The organism is Pseudomonas sp. Z003-0.4C(8344-21) (assembly GCF_900104975.1).
Lineage (GTDB): Bacteria > Pseudomonadota > Gammaproteobacteria > Pseudomonadales > Pseudomonadaceae > Aquipseudomonas > Aquipseudomonas granadensis.
The window spans coordinates 724,474-743,866 of record NZ_LT629756.1 but is presented as its reverse complement, the minus strand read 5'-3'; the positions used below and the strand labels follow the sequence as shown (position 1 = coordinate 743,866).

Annotated in this window: 19 protein-coding genes; 9 read left to right on the top strand and 10 right to left on the bottom strand. The window is 59.6% G+C overall.

The annotated features are described in order from the left end of the window. Positions 1-6 precede the first annotated feature (6 nt). The 4 genes from mdtD (at position 7) to yccS (ending at position 6,674) form a co-directional block, all read left to right on the top strand. Positions 7-1,434: a multidrug transporter subunit MdtD gene (gene mdtD, locus BLU24_RS03425; protein ID WP_090287025.1), complete on the top strand. Its 1,428-nt coding sequence runs from the start codon at positions 7-9 to the stop codon at positions 1,432-1,434. An 80-nt stretch (positions 1,435-1,514) separates the two neighbouring features. Then, entirely contained in the window at positions 1,515-2,900 is a 1,386-nt protein-coding gene (dbpA, locus tag BLU24_RS03420) for an ATP-dependent RNA helicase DbpA (RefSeq protein ID WP_090287027.1), read from the top strand. 158 nt (positions 2,901-3,058) lie between these two features. Continuing rightward, positions 3,059-4,237, top strand: a complete 1,179-nt coding sequence (locus BLU24_RS03415) for an NAD(P)/FAD-dependent oxidoreductase (protein ID WP_093097554.1) — start codon at positions 3,059-3,061, stop codon at positions 4,235-4,237. 262 nt (positions 4,238-4,499) lie between these two features. Then, positions 4,500-6,674 (top strand): YccS family putative transporter, encoded by a 2,175-nt coding sequence (yccS, locus tag BLU24_RS03410; protein WP_093097551.1) that lies wholly within the window; start codon positions 4,500-4,502, stop codon positions 6,672-6,674. Between the two features lie 78 nt (positions 6,675-6,752). On the opposite strand, the gene BLU24_RS03405 is transcribed toward yccS, so the two are convergent. Next, positions 6,753-7,490 (bottom strand): substrate-binding periplasmic protein, encoded by a 738-nt coding sequence (locus BLU24_RS03405; protein ID WP_093097549.1) that lies wholly within the window; start codon positions 7,488-7,490, stop codon positions 6,753-6,755. 254 nt (positions 7,491-7,744) lie between these two features. On the opposite strand from BLU24_RS03405, the gene BLU24_RS03400 reads away from it, so the two are divergent. After that, positions 7,745-8,197: a GNAT family N-acetyltransferase gene (locus BLU24_RS03400; RefSeq protein ID WP_093097547.1), complete on the top strand. Its 453-nt coding sequence runs from the start codon at positions 7,745-7,747 to the stop codon at positions 8,195-8,197. Positions 8,198-8,320: 123 nt separating this feature from the next. Here BLU24_RS03400 and BLU24_RS03395 read toward each other — a convergent pair whose 3' ends face one another. Genes BLU24_RS03395 through BLU24_RS03385 form a run of 3 tightly spaced genes read right to left on the bottom strand, consistent with a single transcriptional unit; the run spans position 8,321 to position 11,302 of the window. Next, positions 8,321-8,617 (bottom strand): winged helix-turn-helix domain-containing protein, encoded by a 297-nt coding sequence (locus tag BLU24_RS03395; protein WP_090287039.1) that lies wholly within the window; start codon positions 8,615-8,617, stop codon positions 8,321-8,323. Positions 8,618-8,638: 21 nt separating this feature from the next. Next, a complete protein-coding gene (locus tag BLU24_RS03390; RefSeq protein ID WP_090287041.1) occupies positions 8,639-9,133 on the bottom strand; it encodes a M48 metallopeptidase family protein in 495 nt (164 codons plus the stop codon). Positions 9,134-9,178: 45 nt separating this feature from the next. After that, a complete protein-coding gene (locus BLU24_RS03385; protein WP_093097544.1) occupies positions 9,179-11,302 on the bottom strand; it encodes a putative bifunctional diguanylate cyclase/phosphodiesterase in 2,124 nt (707 codons plus the stop codon). Positions 11,303-11,613: 311 nt separating this feature from the next. On the opposite strand from BLU24_RS03385, the gene BLU24_RS03380 reads away from it, so the two are divergent. After that, complete coding sequence (locus BLU24_RS03380; protein WP_093097542.1) at positions 11,614-12,282, top strand: polysaccharide lyase family 7 protein; 669 nt, start codon at positions 11,614-11,616, stop codon at positions 12,280-12,282. A 125-nt stretch (positions 12,283-12,407) separates the two neighbouring features. Here the strand turns inward: BLU24_RS03380 and BLU24_RS03375 are convergent, their stop codons facing one another. Further along, positions 12,408-12,671, bottom strand: a complete 264-nt coding sequence (locus BLU24_RS03375) for a helix-turn-helix transcriptional regulator (RefSeq protein WP_231990186.1) — start codon at positions 12,669-12,671, stop codon at positions 12,408-12,410. A gap of 453 nt (positions 12,672-13,124) precedes the next feature. On the opposite strand from BLU24_RS03375, the gene BLU24_RS03370 reads away from it, so the two are divergent. The 3 genes from BLU24_RS03370 (at position 13,125) to BLU24_RS03360 (ending at position 15,033) form a co-directional block, all read left to right on the top strand. Further along, positions 13,125-13,487, top strand: a complete 363-nt coding sequence (locus BLU24_RS03370; RefSeq protein WP_093097540.1) for a DUF6124 family protein — start codon at positions 13,125-13,127, stop codon at positions 13,485-13,487. 98 nt (positions 13,488-13,585) lie between these two features. Continuing rightward, positions 13,586-13,837: a helix-turn-helix domain-containing protein gene (locus BLU24_RS03365; RefSeq protein WP_093106403.1), complete on the top strand. Its 252-nt coding sequence runs from the start codon at positions 13,586-13,588 to the stop codon at positions 13,835-13,837. Continuing rightward, positions 13,834-15,033 (top strand): type II toxin-antitoxin system HipA family toxin, encoded by a 1,200-nt coding sequence (locus tag BLU24_RS03360; protein ID WP_093097538.1) that lies wholly within the window; start codon positions 13,834-13,836, stop codon positions 15,031-15,033. The genes BLU24_RS03365 and BLU24_RS03360 overlap by 4 nt, the downstream gene beginning before the upstream one ends. 79 nt (positions 15,034-15,112) lie before the next feature. Here BLU24_RS03360 and fba read toward each other — a convergent pair whose 3' ends face one another. From fba to epd, 5 genes are all read right to left on the bottom strand, one after another. Then, positions 15,113-16,177 (bottom strand): class II fructose-bisphosphate aldolase, encoded by a 1,065-nt coding sequence (gene fba, locus BLU24_RS03355; protein ID WP_008081027.1) that lies wholly within the window; start codon positions 16,175-16,177, stop codon positions 15,113-15,115. A 252-nt stretch (positions 16,178-16,429) separates the two neighbouring features. After that, complete coding sequence (locus tag BLU24_RS03350; protein ID WP_093097536.1) at positions 16,430-16,762, bottom strand: MliC family protein; 333 nt, start codon at positions 16,760-16,762, stop codon at positions 16,430-16,432. Between the two features lie 56 nt (positions 16,763-16,818). Beyond that, a complete protein-coding gene (locus BLU24_RS03345; RefSeq protein ID WP_090287054.1) occupies positions 16,819-17,043 on the bottom strand; it encodes a hypothetical protein in 225 nt (74 codons plus the stop codon). Positions 17,044-17,077: 34 nt separating this feature from the next. After that, positions 17,078-18,241 carry a phosphoglycerate kinase gene (locus tag BLU24_RS03340; RefSeq protein ID WP_093097534.1) on the bottom strand — a complete coding sequence of 388 codons (1,164 nt, stop codon included), beginning with the start codon at positions 18,239-18,241 and terminating at the stop codon, positions 17,078-17,080. A gap of 12 nt (positions 18,242-18,253) precedes the next feature. Continuing rightward, positions 18,254-19,306, bottom strand: a complete 1,053-nt coding sequence (gene epd, locus BLU24_RS03335) for an erythrose-4-phosphate dehydrogenase (protein WP_093097532.1) — start codon at positions 19,304-19,306, stop codon at positions 18,254-18,256. Positions 19,307-19,393: the final 87 nt, after the last annotated feature.

Here is a 19,393-nt window from a genome sequence, read left to right as displayed (position 1 = left end):
GGTTCCATGCCCAACCGCCCGCCTCTCGACGCCATCACCGCCCGCTGGTTGCCGTGGGTCGTCGCCATTGCGTTTTTCATGCAGTCCCTCGACGGGACCATCCTCAATACCGCTCTGCCGGCGATGGCCCGCGATCTGGCCGAAGACCCGTTGCGCATGCAGGGCGTGATCATTGCCTACATGCTCACCGTGGCCTTGCTGATCCCGGCCTCGGGGTGGATCGCCGACCGTTTCGGCACCAAGAAAATCTTCTTCGGGGCAATTCTGCTGTTCAGCTTCGGCTCGCTGCTCTGCGCCTTGTCCAGCAGCCTGAGCATGCTGATCGGCGCACGGGTGATTCAAGGCCTCGGCGGTGCGCTGATGCTCCCGGTCGGGCGGCTGGTGGTGCTGCGCGCCTACCCCCGCTCGGAGCTGGTGCGGATCATGGGTTTCATCACCATTCCAGGATTGCTCGGCCCCTTGATCGGCCCGACCATGGGCGGCTGGATGGTCGAGTACCTGACATGGCACTGGATCTTCCTGATCAATCTGCCGGTCGGTTTGATCGGTTGCTACGCGGTATGGAAGTTCATCCCCGACCTGCGTGGCAGCGAACGCACGCGCTTCGATAGCCTGGGTTTTTTGCTGTTCGGTGCGGCGATGATCCTCATCACCATTGCCATGGAAGGCCTCGGTGAATTGCACCTGCCGCACCTGCGGGTGATGTTGCTGCTGTTCGCCGGCATGGCCTGTCTGGCGGCGTACTGGTTGCGCGCCGGGCACATCGACAATCCCTTGTTCGCACCGTCGCTGTTCAAGACCCGCACCTTTGCCGTCGGCATTCTCGGCAATCTGTTCGCCCGTCTGGGCAGCGGCGCCCTGCCGTTTCTGGTGCCGTTGCTGCTGCAAGTGGCGCTGGGGTATTCGCCATCGCAAGCGGGGATGAGCATGCTGCCGCTGGCGGCGGCGGCAATGGTCGCCAAGTGGGTGGCGCGGCCGCTGATCGAACGCCTCGGTTATCGCATCGTCCTGACCGGCAATACCCTGGCGCTGGGGATCATGCTGGCGAGCATGGCGCTGGTCAGTGAGCAGACGCCGTACTGGCTGCTGCTGTGCCTGCTGGCGGTGCTCGGCGCGATCAACTCGTTGCAGTTCACGGCGATGAACACGGTGACGCTGATCGACCTCGACGACGCCAGCGCCAGCAGCGGCAACAGCCTGTTGTCGGTGGTCGCGCAGTTGTCGCTGAGTCTGGGTGTGGCCTGCGCCGGTGCGCTGCTCGGCGGGTTTACCGCGCAGATCGGCAACGACGGCGTGGACACCGTGCTCGGTGCGTTCCAGCTGACCTTTGTCACGGTTGGGGTGATGGCGATGCTGGCGGCGACGATCTTCTCGCAACTGTCGAAGGAAGACGGGCGCCGGCCCAAACGCCCGGAACAACACATCGAACATTGATCGCTGTTCGTCCAGAACTTTCGAAGAAAGTGGCACGGGGCTGCTACACTGCGCGACATTTTGTTTTGCAGGCCCGTCCCGTGACCACCATCGCCACCGCTTTTAATACTCTGCCCCTGTCCGCCGCCATGCTGGCTAACCTCGAATCACTCGGTTATGCCCAGATGACGCCGATCCAGGCGCAGAGCTTGCCGGTGATCCTCAAGGGGATGGACCTGATCGCCCAGGCCAAGACCGGCAGCGGCAAGACCGCCGCGTTCGGTATCGGCTTGCTCAACCCGATCAACCCGCGCTACTTCGGCTGCCAGGCACTGGTGATCTGCCCGACCCGTGAGCTGGCCGACCAGGTCGCCAAGGAAGTCCGTCGTCTGGCTCGCGCCGAGGACAACATCAAAGTCCTGACCCTGTGCGGCGGCGTGTCGTTCGGCCCGCAGATCGCTTCGCTGGAGCACGGCGCGCACATCATCGTCGGCACGCCGGGGCGCATTCAGCAGCACCTGCGCAAGGGTTCGCTGGTGCTCGATGGCCTGAACACGCTGATCCTCGACGAAGCCGACCGCATGCTCGACATGGGTTTCTACGACGCCATCGAAGACATCATCGTCAAGACTCCCGAGCGCCGCCAGACCCTGCTGTTCTCGGCCACGTACCCGGTGGGCATCAAGCAACTGGCCTCGAAGTTCATGCGTGACCCGCAAACGGTGAAAGCCGAAGCGTTCCACGATGACACCCAGATCGAGCAGCGCTTCTATGAGATTTCCCCGGAAGATCGCATGAGCGCAGTGACCAAAGTCCTCCATCACTTCCGCCCGGCCTCGTGCGTGGCGTTCTGCTTCACCAAGCAGCAGGTGCAGGAAACCGTCGATCACCTGACCGCCAAAGGCATTTCCGCAGTCGGCCTGCATGGCGATCTGGAACAGCGTGATCGCGATCAGGTGCTGGCGATGTTCGCCAACCGCAGCACCTCGGTGCTGGTCGCCACCGACGTTGCCGCCCGTGGTCTGGACATCGATGCGCTGGACATGGTGATCAACGTCGAGCTGGCCCGCGATTCGGAAATCCATATTCACCGGGTTGGCCGTACCGGTCGCGCCGGCGAGAAAGGCATTGCCATCAGCCTGGTCGCCCCGGGCGAAGCGCACCGTGCGCAAGCCATCGAACAACTGCAGAAATCGCCGCTGAACTGGGATCAGATCGACAACCTCAAGTCCCAGGGCTTGGCACCACTGCAGCCGCCGATGACTACCCTGTGCATCGGCGCCGGGCGCAAAGACAAAGTGCGCCCGGGCGACATTCTCGGTGCGTTGACGGGCGAAGCCGGCATTCCCGGTGCGCAAGTGGGCAAGATTGCGATCTTCGATTTCCAGGCCTACGTCGCCGTGGAACGCACCGTGGCCATGCAGGCCCTGCAGCGTTTGAACGATGGCAAGATCAAGGGCCGCTCGCTGCGCGTACGCATTTTGTAATCGATCTTCCATCCAAAGAAGATCCCCTGTGGGAGCGGGCTTGCCCGCGATGACGGACTGACAGACAACATCTATGTTGGATGTGCAGGCCTCATCGCGGGCAAGCCCGCTCCCACATGGGTCACAGGTGATTTTGAATTTTGTGTGAGGACACCGTTTTGCGCTCTACCGAAGTCGTGATCATTGGCGCTGGCGCCGCTGGGTTGATGTGTGCACTGACCGCCGCCGGGCGCGGGCGTCAGGTGTTGCTGCTCGATCACGCGAACAAGGCCGGCAAGAAAATCCTCATGTCGGGCGGTGGCCGCTGCAACTTCACCAACATGTACACCGAGCCGGGCAATTTCCTTTCGCAGAATCCGCATTTCTGCAAATCCGCACTGGCGCGTTACACCCAGTGGGATTTCATCGGCATGGTCGGCAAGCACGGCGTGCCGTACCACGAGAAAAAACTCGGTCAGCTGTTCTGCGATAACAAATCCAGCGACATCCTCGAAATGCTCCTTGATGAATGTGATCAGGCCGGCGTCGAGCTGCATCTGGACACTTCGATCCAGACCATCGAGAAAGTCGACAGCGGTTACCTGCTCGACACCACGCTCGGCCAGGTGCAGTGCCAGTCGCTGGTGATTGCCACGGGCGGCCTGTCGATCCCGACGCTGGGCGCCACTGGTTTCGGCTATCAGGTGGCGAAACAGTTCGGCCATGAACTGCTGCCGACCCGCGCCGGGCTGGTGCCGTTCACCATCACCGACCAGCTCAAGGAACTGTGCACCGAGCTGTCCGGCACTTCGGTGGATTGTCTGGTCAGCTGCAACGAGCAGAGCTTTCGCGAAAACATCCTGTTCACGCACCGTGGCCTCAGCGGCCCGGCGATTTTGCAGATTTCCTCGTTCTGGGAATCCGGCGATACGGTGGAGATCAACCTGCTGCCGGATCACGACGCCGCGAGCTGGCTGCAGCAGCAAGTGGCCGAACGGCCGAACAGCGAGCTGAAGACGCTACTCGGCGAGATCTTCACCAAGAAAATGGCCAACCTGCTCGCAGACAACTGGTTCGTCTCCAAACCGATGAAGCAGTACACCCACGCCGAACTGGCCGAGATCGCCGACAAGCTGGGCAGCTGGAAAGTCGTGCCGGCGGGCACCGAAGGCTATCGCACGGCCGAGGTGACGCTCGGTGGCGTGGATACCCGCGAAGTCTCGTCGAAAACCATGGAATCGCTGAAAAGCCCCGGCCTGTATTTCATCGGCGAAGTGCTCGACGTCACCGGGCATCTGGGCGGCTTCAACTTTCAGTGGGCGTGGGCGTCCGGATACGCGGCTGCGCAGTACGCCTGATCCCATTCTCTCGAATGTGAAATGCAATCCCTGTGGGAGCTGGCTTGCCAGCGATGGCGGTCTGATATTCAACATTGATGTTGGATGTACCGGCCTCATCGCTGGCAAGCCAGCTCCCACAGGAACATGTGCCTCATTCAAGATTTAGTTCGCACAAGATCTCTAAGGAACACTTTTTGCTGTCAGATGTGCTCGGCGCCATTGCGTCGGCGTCATTACTGGCTCAATTTAGCGGCATCGCCTCGGAAGGCCTTCGCACTTCATGTCCTCGACCTCGTTTCGTCAGTCTTTGCGGCGCCTGTGGGCGCTGGATAAATTCAGTTATAGCGTGCGGGTGTTCATCGCCCTGACCGGCAGCATGGCGCTGTGCTGGTATCAGGATGAAATGGGCCTGCTGATTCCGTTGTTCCTCGGCATCATCGCCAGCGCCCTGGCGGAAACCGACGACAGTTGGCAGGGCCGCCTCAATGCGCTCGCGGTGACGCTGGTGTGTTTCAGCATCGCCGCGCTGTCGGTGGAATTGCTGTTCCCCTACCCGATCATTTTCGCCGTTGCCTTGGCGCTGGCCAGTTTCGGCCTGACCATGCTCGGTGCACTCGGCGAGCGTTATGGGGCGATTGCCTCGGCAACCTTGATCTTGTCCGTGTACACGATGATCGGCGTCGATCAGCGTGGCGGCGCGGTCACCGACTTCTGGCATGAGCCGATGCTGCTGGTCGCCGGTGCAGCGTGGTACGGTTTGCTCTCGGTGCTGTGGCAGGCGCTGTTTTCCAACCAGCCAGTGCAGCAGAGTCTGGCGCGGTTGTTTCGTGAACTCGGGTTTTATCTGAAGCTGAAGTCAGCGCTGTTCGAGCCGATCCGGCAGATGGACGTCGAAGCCCGGCGTCTGGAACTGGCGCAGCAGAATGGCCGTGTGGTCGCCGCGCTGAACACCGCCAAGGAAATCATTCTGCACCGGGTCGGCAACGGTCGCCCCGGATCGAAAGTCAGCCGTTACCTGAAGCTGTACTTTCTCGCCCAAGACATCCACGAACGCGCCAGCTCTTCGCACTATCCGTACAACGCCCTCGCCGAGGCGTTCTTTCACAGCGACGTGCTGTTCCGTTGCCAGCGCCTGTTGCGCCAGCAAGGCAAGGCCTGCCGCGCCCTGGCCGAATCGATCCAGATGCGCCAGCCCTTCGTTTATGACGCGAGCTTCGCCGAAGCCCTAGGCGACCTGCACGCCTCCCTCGAACACTTGCGCATCCAGAGCAACCCGGCATGGCGCGGCTTGCTCCGCTCGCTGCGCGCACTGGCGGCCAACCTCGGCACCCTCGACCGTTTGCTCAGCGATGCGAGCAATCCTGATGCCCTCGCCGATGCGACCGACAGCAGCCTGCTCGACCGCTCGCCGCGCAATCTCAAAGACGTGTGGATTCGCCTGCGCACCCAGCTGACGCCGACCTCGTTGCTGTTCCGTCATGCCCTGCGCCTGCCGCTGGCACTGAGTATCGGTTACGGCATGGTGCACTTGATTCACCCGTCGCAAGGTTACTGGATCATCCTCACCACGCTATTCGTCTGCCAGCCGAACTACGGCGCGACGCGGCGCAAACTTGGTCAGCGGATTCTCGGCACAGCGATCGGCCTTACGGTGGCGTGGGCGCTGTTCGACCTGTTCCCCAACCCGCTGGTGCAATCGTGCTTCGCCATTGCCGCCGGGGTGGTGTTCTTTACCAACCGCACCACGCGCTACACCCTGGCGACAGCAGCGATCACCATCATGGTGCTGTTCTGCTTCAATCAGGTCGGCGATGGCTACGGGCTGTTCCTGCCGCGCCTGTTCGATACCCTGCTTGGCAGCCTGATCGCCGGGCTGGCGGTGTTCCTGTTCCTGCCGGACTGGCAGGGCCGACGCCTGAACAAAGTGCTGGCCAACACGCTGACCTGCAACAGCATCTATTTGCGCCAGATCATGCAGCAATACGCCGCCGGCAAGAGCGACGACCTCGCCTATCGCCTGGCCCGCCGCAACGCGCACAACGCCGACGCGGCGCTGTCGACGACGCTGGCGAACATGCTCATGGAGCCGGGGCATTTTCGTAAGGAAGCGGATGTCGGCTTCCGCTTTCTAGTGCTCTCGCACACTCTGCTGAGTTATCTGTCAGGGCTGGGCGCGCATCGCGAGACGCAATTGCCAGCCGATGTGCGTGAGCACCTGATTGATGGGGCCGGGGTGAAGCTGGCCGCGAGCATCGACGAAATCGCCCAAGGGCTGGCGAGCAAACAGCCGATTGCGATTCAGAGCGATGAGGAAGAAGCACTGGCCAATGAGCTGGAGCAGATGCCGGATGAAATCGATGAAGGCCAGCGGCTGGTGCAGACGCAACTGGCGTTGATCTGCCGCCAGCTCGGGCCGTTGCGCACGCTGGCGGCGCACCTTATCAAGGAGGTTTAGCCGCAAGCCTCAAGCCTCAAGCTACAAGCCTGTCCGCTTTTAGCTTGCAGCTTGAGGCTCGAAACTTGAAGCTGCCGTTTACATCCCATGCTGGCGCAGCAGCTTTTCATAACTGCCATCCGCCTTCATCGCCGCAATTGCCCTGTCGAACCCCGCAACAATCTGTTCATGCTGCGCATTCTTCAGGCTGACCAGAATATGCAGGCTGTTCTCACTCAACGGCTTAGGCAGGAATTCCACTGAATTGCGCACCTTGGCTGACTCGCGCGCCAGGTAATACTTGGCCACGTATTCGTCTTCAAGGGTCAACTTGACCCGATCCGCCGCGAGCATGCGCACACCCATGGCGAAGTTATGCACAGGGACTTTCTGCATCGCCGTATCGGCATCGAATACCGCCGAATAGGCGTAGCCGCGTACCACCGCAATCGGATAGGTGTGCAGTTCCTGCAGATTGCTGTAATCGATCGGCGCGTCTTTGCGCTTGAGGAAGCGAATCCGGTTGGTCAGGTACTCGCCGGAGAATTGCCCGTACCGGGTGCGGTCTTCGTTGTACCAGGCGTTGACCAGCACGTCGTAACGACCTTCGTCGACGCCGAGCAAGGCCCGCGCCCATGGCACCTGTTCATAACTGCTGGCGTAACCAGCCCGGGCCAGCGCGGTGCTGACGATATCCGTGGCCAGCCCGCCGTTGACCAGCGTGTCGTCGGTAAACGGTGGCCAATGATCGAAGACCAGTCGCAGCTTCTGCGCTGTCGCATCCTGGCCCAGCAACAGCAGTCCGATCAAAGCAACGGCTTGAAGCAATCGCGGCATGCTTGAACATCCTCAACGGGCAGCGGCCCGACGCGTCTCACGGCAGAAAACCAAGACCCCTTACCGGCAAAACCCAGGCACTAACATTAGCTCATTACAGCCAGTGCACGGCACTCTCCAGCAGATTACACAAACTCGGCACGGCTGCGCGAAAGGAATGATGGCATTTTGACCTTTATCACAGACTCTTACGCCATAAAGACATCTTCGTCGCGTGCGCTTAGTATCGGGCGACACGAACAAGGAATCGGCAAATGACAATCGAGTGGATCTGCAAACATCACAGCGATCTGGGCAAGGAACAGCTGTACGCGCTTCTGAAACTGCGCTCGGAAGTGTTCGTGGTCGAACAGAAATGCGCCTACCCAGACCTGGATGGCCAAGACCTCGACGGCGACACCCATCACCTGATGGGCTGGGACAATGATCAACTGGTCGCGTACCTGCGCCTGCTGGATCCGCAGTCTCAGGGCGGTGACGTGGTGATCGGCCGCGTCGTGACAGCACCGGCCGGTCGCGGCAAAGGGCTGGGGCACAAGATGATGGAGCAGGCGTTGAAACAGGCCGAGAAGCATTGGCCGCAGGTGCCGATCTACCTGTCGGCGCAGGCGCATCTGCAGGGGTATTACGGCCGGTACGGGTTTGTGGTGGCAGGTGAGGAATATCTTGAGGATGACATTCCACACATCGGTATGCGTCGCTCCTGAAGGCCCCATCGCTGGCAAGCCAGCTCCCACAAGGAATTGCGTCGTTCACAACTTGTGTGAACACCAGAAAAACCTGTGGGAGCTGGCTTGCCAGCGATGGCGTCAGCCCAGTCCACTCAGGATTCAGGGATACTCCAGCACTGCCTTGATCTGGCGCAAATTGCGCTCGATCCAGCCACGATCAATCGCCCCCCAATCGCGAATCCGATAACGCCCGGCATGATTGCGCGCGCCCTCTTCCTGCTCGAACTCACAGACGATATCCAGATCCGCCAGCGCTGCAATCGTGTCCTGCGCTGTGCGGCGGGGCATGCCGGTGACTTCGGTCAGTGCCGGCACGCTCGGCGCCAGACCGCTGTCGATCAGGTACGCCACAAACAGGCGGCGATAGAAACTGCTCTTGGTCTTGCTGACGTCCATCCACATCTTCCTGATAGCTGATCAAGCCTGCATGTCGCGCCAGGTCAGGTACACGCGCAGATCGAACTCGACCTGGTGATACCCCGGCAGCATGTGCTCGCACAATTTATAAAACGCCTTGTTATGGTCCGACTCCTTGAAGTGCGCCAGTTCGTGCACGACGATCATTTTCAGAAAGTCCGGCGCGGCGTCCTTGAACAATGAGGCGATGCGAATCTCTTTCTTGGCCTTGAGCTTGCCGCCCTGCACCCGCGACACCGTGCTATGCAGGCCGAGCGCGCGGTGGGTGAGGTCGAGGCGGTTGTCGAACAGCACCTTGTCGATCGCCGGCGCATTGCGCAGGTATTCCTGCTTCAGCTCCAGCGCATAGCTGTACAACGCCTTGTCGCTCTGCACGTCGTGCCGGCCCGAATAGCGTTGATCGAGGTATTCGCCCAGCCGCCCTTCGGCGATCAACTGGCGCACCTGATCCTGCAAACGTTCCGGATAAGCCTGGAGGTATTTCAACGCAGTCATCAGCGGGCAGCACGGTTGGCAAAAAGGTGCGCCAGTGTAGCGAATTCAACCGGCCAGCGCGCCCCAGTCAAACGGCTCGGCGAAGCTTGCCGCGTCCTCGGCGATCAACGGCCGCGCCACCAGGAAGCCTTGCACATACTCGCAGCCATGGGCTTGCAGCCACTGGTATTGCTCGACGGTTTCCACCCCTTCGGCGATCACCAGCAAACCGTATTGTTTGCACAGACTGATCACCGTACTGACCAGCGAGGCGTCGCGGGGCGAATCAGGTAACCGGGCGATCAAATGGCGATCAAGCTTGAGCGTATCCAGCTCCAGATCGCGCAAATGCGCCAATGAGCACGGCCCGGAACCGAAGTCATCCAGCGCCACGCGCACGCCGAGATTACGCAGCAAGCGCAACTGTTTGCGGGTTTCGTCGGGGTTCTGCATCAAGGCTTCTTCGGTGATCTCGACCTCCAGCTGTCGCGGCTGCAAGGCGTGACGCTCCATCACCTGACGCAATTCGGTAACCAGATTCGGCAGGCTGAACTGGGTGTTGCTCAAACTGACGCCCAGCACCAGATCATCGGCAAACAGACTTTCCCAGGCTTTACGCTGACCTGCACCGCGATGATAAATCCAGCTGCCGAGACGACTGATCAGCCGCGCCTCTTCCAGCAGCGGTAAAAACAGACCCGGCGGTACATCGCCGACGCTTGGATGTTGCCAGCGCAGCAACGCCTCGAAACCTCGAATCCGGCCGCTGCCAATCGCCACCTGTGGCTGGTAGACCAGGTTGAAATCACGGTTTTCGATGGCGGCGCGCACGCTTTCCTCAAGCATCAGTCGCGAACGCGCGCGACCGTTCATCTCATGATCATAAAAGCGATATTGCTGACGCCCGGCGCGCTTGGCTTCATACATCGCAATATCGGAAGCGCGCAACAAACCGTCGAGGTTCGAGCCGCAGTCCGGGTACGTGGCGATGCCGATGCTGGCGCCGAGGACGATATCCAGACCTTCGATCTGCTGACAGATCGACACGCGCTCGATGAGTTTTTCCGCAATCTTCGCCGCCTGCTCGGGAAATTCCAGATCGAGCAGCGCGGTAAATTCATCACCGCCCATCCGCGCCAGAATGTCGAACGGCCGCAGACAGGCTTTCAATTGTTCGGAAACCCAGCGCAGCACCCGGTCGCCGGCATCGTGACCGAGGGAGTCGTTGACCCGTTTGAAGCCGTCGAGGTCCAGATACAACAGCACCCAGCTGCTGTCGCTGCGCTCGCCGCGCAACAGCAGGTTTTCCACGGTCTGGTAGAAACCGCGACGGTTGAGCAGTCCCGTCAGCGGATCGGTCACGGCCTGAAACTCCAGCTGCTGATGCAGATGCCGCACCACCGACATGTCGAGCACCGTCACCACCATCGCATGCTGCTCGGACGGCAGCGCCGCGCAGGATAACGCAACCGGCACTTGCTGGCCCGGCGCCGTGCGCAGCAAGGCATCGTGCAGTCGCAAGGTTTCGCCACGCTTATAGCCGGCATAGAACTCGGAATCGGCCCACAGCGCAATGTGCGGTTTCTGCAAATAATCGAGAAATTCCTTGCCCTGCAGCTCCTTCACCGGCGCGTTAAGCAAGCGCGAAATTGCCGGGTTGGCAAAGCGGATCAAACCGTCCTCGCCGAGCACCAGAATGCCCTCGGCCGCGTTGTCCAGCACCGAGGCGTTAAAGGCTCGGGCCACTTCCAGGTCATGACTCAGACGCTGCAACGCACGGCGGTTGCGCTGGTGTTCCAGCAGCGCCTGCACTTTCGGTTTGAGAATCTGCGGGTCGAAGGGCTTGAACAGGTAATCCACCGCGCCACTGGCGTAGCCCTTTATCACGGCGTCCTGGGATTGCTCGTTGGCGGTGAGAAAGATGATCGGCGTCAGCCGTGTGCGCTGACTGCCGCGCATCAACCGCGCCACTTCAAAACCGTCCATACCGGGCATCTGCACATCCAGCAGCACCAGGTCGACGTCTTGTTCGAGCAGGATATTCAGCGCCTCGAAACCGGAGGCGGCGGTGATCACATGCCAGTCCTGGCGCTGCAACAACGCGCGCATGCTGATCAGGTTTTCAGGGTAATCATCAACGATCAAAAGGACAGAGCTGCCTTCACCTGGCTGGGGTTGCGCGCATTCCATGCTGCTTCTCTTATCGGGACCGTTGCCGGCAAAAACGTAGACGTACTGAGCCTTCACTCTAGACGTGGATCGGTGAAAGCAGAAGCTGTCATCCCGCCATCATCCAGACAATGCTCAACTCAGCCGACTAACGGTCACCGCTACAGCCCCCGAAAACCGGGCGGGATGGCATTTCGACAGGACTTTGACGTCAAGTAATCGCCGGACGGGCATTAACAAAAATTGCCGCTACGCTTATAAAGACGCCCGAAAACGCGCGGGCTAGAGCTTCTGGCACCGACGTTCCGGATGAATTGAGTGGAAGAACCGTCATGATCGATCTCGCAACCTGGAACCTCAGTGTTCCCGTTGGCAGCCCGCCGTACACAGTCGAAACGTCGAAACTGGTGGACGGCTTCAAGGATCAGTACTTCCATTCCGACACCGGCACCCTGTTTTTCTGGTCACCGGTGACCGGCTCGAAAACCGAAAACGCCATCTACCCGCGCACCGAACTGCGTGAAACCTTCAGCAACGGCACCCTGCGCAACTGGTACTACCCGGACGCCGACAACCTGCTGCGCGCGACCCTCATCGTGAACAAGGTGCCGAGCTCCGGCAAGATCGTCATCGGCCAGATCCATGCTTACGAAAGCCAGCGGCCAATGGTCAAACTCGAATACCAGTACAAGACCAAAACCGAAACCGGCAACCTGGTAATCAAAGTGCGCATGCGCCCCGATGACGCCGAAAGCCGCGTTATCACACTGGCCACCGGGATCAAGCTCGACCGCGAATTCAACTACCTCATCCACCTCAGCCCCGGCGGCGCGCTGGGTGTCAGCGCGGCGGGCTATCAGTGGGACTCACAGATCAGCGCGACGTGGCGGGACAAGCCGCTGTACTTCAAGGCTGGGGTTTATGTGCAGGACAACACGGGGTATACGAGTGAGGGTGGGCAGGTGACGTTTTCGAAGCTGGATATTGATCACGATAAATGAGCTGAGAGCCCTGAGGTTTTGCAAAATTTAAAAGGCTACGCAGTCAGACGGGGCTGCACCTGCATTTACAGGCAAACAACAGCTAACCTTTGCACGGTTCGCCTGCCCGGCCTTGGGGCTTGACCTTAATCATCACGCTCTACCAGATCGGCTAACGATTTGAGATCGATGCGGTTATCGACGATTTCCAACGCCATGCCCAACGCAGTAATCACTCGAAACACGGTATAGAACGCGACGTTTTCACCGGCCTCAAGATCAATGATGGTTTTGCGGCTGCACTTGGCCCTCTGCGCCAAAATGGCTTGGCTGTATCTCTTGGCTTTGCGCACTTGACGCACGCGCTCGGCGAAGATGGCTGGGTTGCTCAAAATCAAAATGTCACCCATATGCGACTTTTATCCAACTTTACTCGGTAAAGTCCGATATGGGTTACTTTCCAACGAGCGATTCCATGCCGACACTCAAGCATTTCCGAATGGACCATCAGCTTTTCAACAGTACGTTTAGTTTTTTCGGCAGCTACCTCCGAGAGCCTACAACAGCTTGCGCCGTTGCCTACCACTGCGCCAGAATCCGCCGGCTTGTGCGCCTGGCGGGCCATCGGTAACTTGATTCGCGTCACTGATTTCCAGTGATCGGGTTTAGTAGCCCGGGGTTTCAAGCTTTGTGCATCAGCATCTGTCGGTGAGGTATTCCATACCTGCGCTTGATGGTAACTGTGCGCAGGGCACCTTCGGGTGCGCCGGCTTGCTCGAAACCCCGGTCTACTAACCTGCGCACAGTTGCCTCCACTTTGATTAGTAGCCAGAGCGGAGGGACTCCATTCAGGTTTCGAGCACATGATCAGATCAACACCACATCCGCCGGCCATCGATCCGGCATCCCCGTACGACTCCCTCGACTCAAAAAAACTCAACGACGCCGCCGAACGCGCCCTCGACCACTACCTCAGCCCCGCCGCACACATCATGACGTGCGCCCACGAACCCGAGGCCATGTACCTCGCTAACCCGAAGTACAACACCGAATCCCTACTGGCCAACGCCAGCGAAACCCTGGGGTCGGCCAGCGAAATGCTCAGCAACTTCGCCGCGACCCTCGACACCTCGCACCGCAAGACTGCGCTGGGTATCGCGCAGGTCGTGATGCTGGGTGAGTTGGCGGTAAACCAGGCGCTGGATCATGTTGAGCTTAAAGAATAAAAACTGCGCAAAAACCCGCCACACGGCGGGCTTTTTTCCCAATGGCTTTAATGTTCTGTATACGCTACATTGATACCTTAATGTTACGGTATCGCAACATGGATTATTCTCTCTTGATCAGCCGCCTCGGCGTGCAATTGCGCGAAAAACGCTTGAATCGGGGCCTGACGCAGGCTCAGCTTGCCGAGCTGGCAGGGCTGACACGCTACAAAGTCATCGCGGTGGAGAAAGGTACCCTTTCTGTCGGCATGATCGCTTATGCGCGGGTTTTGGCTGCTCTGGACTGTGAACTCTCGGTTGTTCCAGCGACGATGCCAACCCTTGAAGAGGTTGGAGATTTATTCGAATGAAAATAACCTCTCTTCATATCACTACCCCTGAAGGTAATAGCGGCAAGCTTTTCAGCGATGCCGAGGATTACACTTTTCGTTATCACGAAGATGCATCGCCACAAATGGCGATCAGCCTCTTGATGCCTGTACGGCATGACGAGTTTCGTCGGCGTGAGTTGCACCCTGTTTTTCAAATGAACCTGCCGGAAGGCTACGTACTGGAGCAGTTGCGCAACCGCTTGGCAAAGACTGTGAATGTTGACCCAATGCTGCTACTGGCGCTTTCCGGAAGTACATCGCCCATTGGCAGGGTTCACGTACGCTCTGAAGCCGTTGATGCATTGTTGCAGGCGAAAGAATTTCCGGGAGAAAAACTCGACGAGATTCTGACTTGGGACGGCACGGAAGATATCTTTGCCAACATGCTTGATCGCTACATCCTGCGGGCAGGCATTTCAGGTGTTCAACCCAAATTGCTGGTACCGGAACGACAAGAGGCTGGATTACCTCGAGTGACATCCAAAACATCGGATCTGATCATCAAAAGCGGGCGTGACGAATTCCCCGGCTTGGCGATCAACGAATTCCTTTGCATGTCCATGGCGAAAGAGGCGGGGATTCCCGTTCCACCGTTTTACCTTTCCGACAACGCCAAGCTGTTTGTCATGCGTCGATTTGACCGCGACGACCAGCTCAATCCGATTGGGTTTGAAGACATGGCGGTGCTGATGGGGCTGTCGGCTAATCAGAAGTACAGCAAGAGTTATGCGGCAATCGCCAAGGCTGTCCGGGTTTTTTGCCCGGTAACACACTTGCGTACGTCGCTTGATCAACTCTTCGATAGCGTCGCCCTAAGCTGCATCGTCGGAAACGGCGACGCTCATTTGAAAAATTTCGGATTGCTCTATTCAGAACCCACGCAACGCGATGCGCATCTGGCGCCGGCTTACGACATCGTCAACACCACGGCCTATATACCAGAAGATGTTCTGGCATTGGATCTGGCGGGCAACAAGTCAATATTCGCCTCGCGCCAAGGTCTCCTGGAATTTGCTCACACCTGTGAAGTCGACCAACCCAAGGAGCGCATTCAGCGTCTGCTTGCCTCAGTTGAAGTCGTGCTCAAACGCTACTCCCACTATCGCGAACAGGCGCCCCAAGTGTTCAACGCCATTGAGCACGCGGCAGCGCCATTTTCTCTGACTTTTGGATAGCTTCGTTACCGCCAGAAATCGCGCCCACAAAAAACCCGCCTCACGGCGGGTTTCCTTTGAATCAGCTCAACACTCAGGCTCAGTTAACCTTGGCGTTCAACTCACCCTTCAGATAACGCTGGTACATCGCTTCCAGCGAAATAGGTTTGATCTTCGAAGCATTACCGGCAGTACCGAATGCTTCATAACGCGCGATGCACACGTCACGCATAGCAGTCACAGTGGCGCCGAAGAATTTACGTGGGTCGAATTCGCTCGGGTTGGTGGCCATCAGGCGACGCATCGCGCCGGTGGATGCCAGGCGCAGGTCGGTGTCGATGTTGACCTTGCGCACGCCGTGCTTGATGCCTTCGACGATCTCTTCAACCGGTACGCCGTAGGTTTCTTTGATGTCGCCGCCGTACTGGTTGATGATCGCCAGCCACTCTTGTGGCACCGAGGACGAACCGTGCATCACCAGGTGGGTGTTCGGGATTCGTTTGTGGATTTCCTTGATGCGGTCGATTGCCAGCACGTCGCCGGTGGGTGGCTTGGTGAACTTGTAGGCGCCGTGGCTGGTGCCGATGGCGATGGCCAGGGCGTCGACCTGGGTGCGCTTGACGAAGTCAGCGGCTTCTTCCGGGTCGGTCAGCATCTGGCTGTGATCCAGAACGCCTTCGGCGCCGATACCGTCTTCTTCACCGGCCATACCGGTTTCCAGCGAACCCAGGCAGCCCAGCTCGCCTTCGACCGAAACGCCGCAGGCGTGGGCCATGGCCACGGTTTGTTGGGTAACGCGGACGTTGTAGTCGTAGTCGGTCGGGGTCTTGCCGTCTTCGCCCAGCGAGCCGTCCATCATCACCGAGCTGAAGCCCAGTTGAATCGAACGCTGGCAGACGTCAGGGCTGGTGCCGTGGTCCTGGTGCATGCACACCGGGATGTGCGGGAATTCTTCGATTGCCGCCAGGATCAGGTGACGCAGGAATGGCGCGCCGGCATATTTGCGGGCGCCGGCCGAAGCCTGGACGATCACCGGGGAGTCAGTCTTGTCAGCGGCTTCCATGATGGCGCGCATCTGCTCAAGGTTGTTGACGTTGAAGGCTGGAACGCCGTAGCCGAACTCGGCTGCGTGGTCCAGCATCTGGCGCATGCTGATAAGTGCCATTGTGTGTGTCTCTCCCGGTTGAGGGTCGTTGATCGTGCCAGCCTGCCGGAGCGGCGGCGGCTATTCAAGTGATTGCAGATCGGGGGTTGAGGCCCGGTCGGGTGATTCGGTAAAGCCAATTCCTGAGAACTACACAGATCCCTTGTAGGAGTGAGCCTGCTCGCGATAGCGGCCTGACAGTCGCTGCAGTGTTGACTGCAGAACTGTTATCGCGAGCAGGCGAAGGCCTACAATGGGCCTGCGGTGTTGCAATTATTCGGCCTTGCAGCCCCGGCCAATCAGGTCATTGGTGGCGACCCAGTACACCAGGCCTTCGTCACCCTTGACGTGAAACGCCAGCATGCCGTCGCTGTACAGCGTGCCCGAGGCGCCCGGCTCTTCTTTCAGGCGATAGACCTGATCGCCGCCGCCCAGTCGCACATCGACTTCCTTCTGGCCGGCATCGGCGTAACGCCACAGCACTTTGGCCTGGCTGTCGCAGGTCCAGGTGGTCCAGTTGTCTGCCGGGGCGGACGACTGAAACAGGTTCAACTGCGCGCAACCGCCCAACAATGCCAACGCCGCAATGGCGATCAAGCCTTTCATCCGTGTTCCTCGACTGACGGCACACGCCGGCAGCCCTGAGTTAAGAGTCAGACCCGTCAAGGACAACCATGTTCCTTGGCCGGGGTTTGCGTCTCGTATTTCTCCAGACCGTCCGGCCCGGAACGCTTGTTCAGCACCGGGTTGGTTTCGGCCTGCCAGTCGGCCTGGTAACAGCCCTTCTGCGGCTCGCTCGGTGCCGGCGTGGCTTCGGCCTTGGGATTATTACTCCCGCAGGCCGCCAGCGTAGCGGTCAGCAACAACAGCGCTAACGACTTGACCATGTGAACACTCCTTTGCCTGGCCAAACGGGCGGCCTCAGGCCTTGGCCCGGCTTTCCAGGACTTCAACGGCCGGCAACACCTTGCCCTCGACGAATTCGAGGAACGCGCCACCACCGGTAGAAATGTAGGAGATCTGTTCAGCCACGCCATATTTATCGATCGCCGCCAGGGTGTCGCCACCGCCAGCGATGGAGAACGCCGAGCTTTCGGCGATGGCTTGAGCCAGCACTTTGGTGCCGTTGCCGAACTGGTCGAATTCGAATACGCCGACCGGGCCGTTCCACAGAATGGTTTTCGACGATTTCAGCAGCTCGGCGAAGTTGGCCGCGGTTTGTGGGCCGATATCCAGAATCATGTCGTCAGCAGCGACGTCAGCGATCAGCTTGACCGTGGCTTCGGCGGTTTCGGCAAACTCCTTGGCAACCACCACGTCAACCGGCAGCGGCACGCTGACCTTGGCGGCAATGGCGCGCGCGGTGTCGAGCAGATCCGGTTCGTACAGCGACTTGCCCACCGGGTGACCGGCCGCCGCGAGGAAGGTGTTGGCGATGCCGCCGCCGACGATCAGTTGATCGCAGATCTGGCTCAGGCTGTTCAGCACGTCGAGTTTGGTCGAGACCTTGGAGCCGGCAACGATGGCCGCCATCGGCTTGGCCGGCGCGCCGAGGGCTTTGCCCAGTGCGTCCAGTTCAGCGGCGAGCAGTGGGCCAGCGGCTGCAACTTTGGCGAACTTGGCCACGCCGTGAGTCGAACCCTCGGCGCGGTGAGCAGTACCGAAAGCGTCCATCACGAACACGTCGCACAGGGCCGCGTATTGCTGGGCCAGTTCGTCGGCGTTCTTTTTCTCGCCCTTGTTGAAGCGCACGTTTTCGAACAGCACGATTTCGCCGGCCTTGACGTCAACACCGCCCAGGTAATCAGCCACCAGCGGCACTTCGCGGCCCAGGGCCTTGCTCAGGTAGTCGGCGACAGGCTTGAGGCTGTTTTCGGCAGAGAACTCGCCTTCGGTCGGACGGCCCAGGTGCGAGCAGACCATTACGGCCGCGCCTTTTTCCAGGGCCAGCTTGATGGTCGGCAGCGAAGCCAGGATTCGCGCGTCGCTGGTGACCACACCGTCCTTGACTGGGACGTTGAGGTCTTCGCGGATCAATACGCGCTTGCCTTGCAGATCGAGGTCGGACATCTTCAACACGGTCATGGGTCGCACTTCCTACGGTTTTTTTGAAGTTGCTGTTTGCAGATAGTGATCCGCAACGTCCAGCATTCGGTTGGCAAACCCCCACTCGTTGTCGAACCAGGCCAGGATGTTTACCAGCCTTGGGCCGGAAACACGGGTCTGACTGGCATCAACAATGGCCGAATGTGGGTCATGGTTGAAATCACAACTGGCGTGCGGCAACTCGGTATAGGCCAGAAGCCCCTTGAGCGGGCCGCTGGTGGCGGCGTCGCGCAGGATCCGGTTGATCTCGTTGGCGTCGGTCGCTGTGGCGGTCTGCATCGTGATATCGAGGCAGGACACATTGACCGTCGGCACGCGTACCGCTTTGGCCTGAATTCGCCCGGCAAGTTCCGGCAGCAGGCGCTCGATGCCCCGCGCCAGACCAGTGGACACCGGGATCACCGACTGGAACGCCGAACGGGTGCGGCGCAGGTCTTCGTGGTGATAGGCGTCGATGACTGGCTGATCGTTCATCGCCGAGTGAATGGTGGTGATCGACACGTAATCCAGGCCGATCGCCTTGTCGAGCAGACGCAGCAGCGGCACGCCGCAGTTGGTGGTGCAGGAGGCGTTGGACACCAGCCGTTCGTCACCGGTCAGGCAATCCTGATTGACCCCATAAACGATGGTGGCGTCGACATCCGCCTCGCTGGCCATCGGCTGCGAGAACAACACGCGTGGCGCGCCCGCATCGAGAAAGCGCTGGCCGTCTTCACGGGTGTTATAGGCACCGGAGCATTCGAGCACCAGATCGACGCCCAGCGACGCCCAATCGATGCCTTCTGGAGTGGCACTGCGCAGGACCTTCACGCAGTCGCCATTAATATGCAGACAATCGCCTTCTACGCGCACCTCGCCGGGAAAACGGCCGTGGGTGGAGTCAAAGCGTGTCAGGTATTCGATGCTGGCCATGTCGGCCAGATCGTTGATCGCGACAATTTCAAACCCGGCTTTCTCGCCTCGCTCAAACAGCGCACGCAAAACGCAACGACCAATGCGGCCGTAGCCGTTGAGTGCAACTTTGTAGGGACGCGGTTGAGGCATGGGGTTCTCGATAGTACGCAGGCAGACGCAATGTTTGTTGCAACACAATCCCTGTGGGAGCTGGCTTGCCAGCGATAGCGTCCGTTC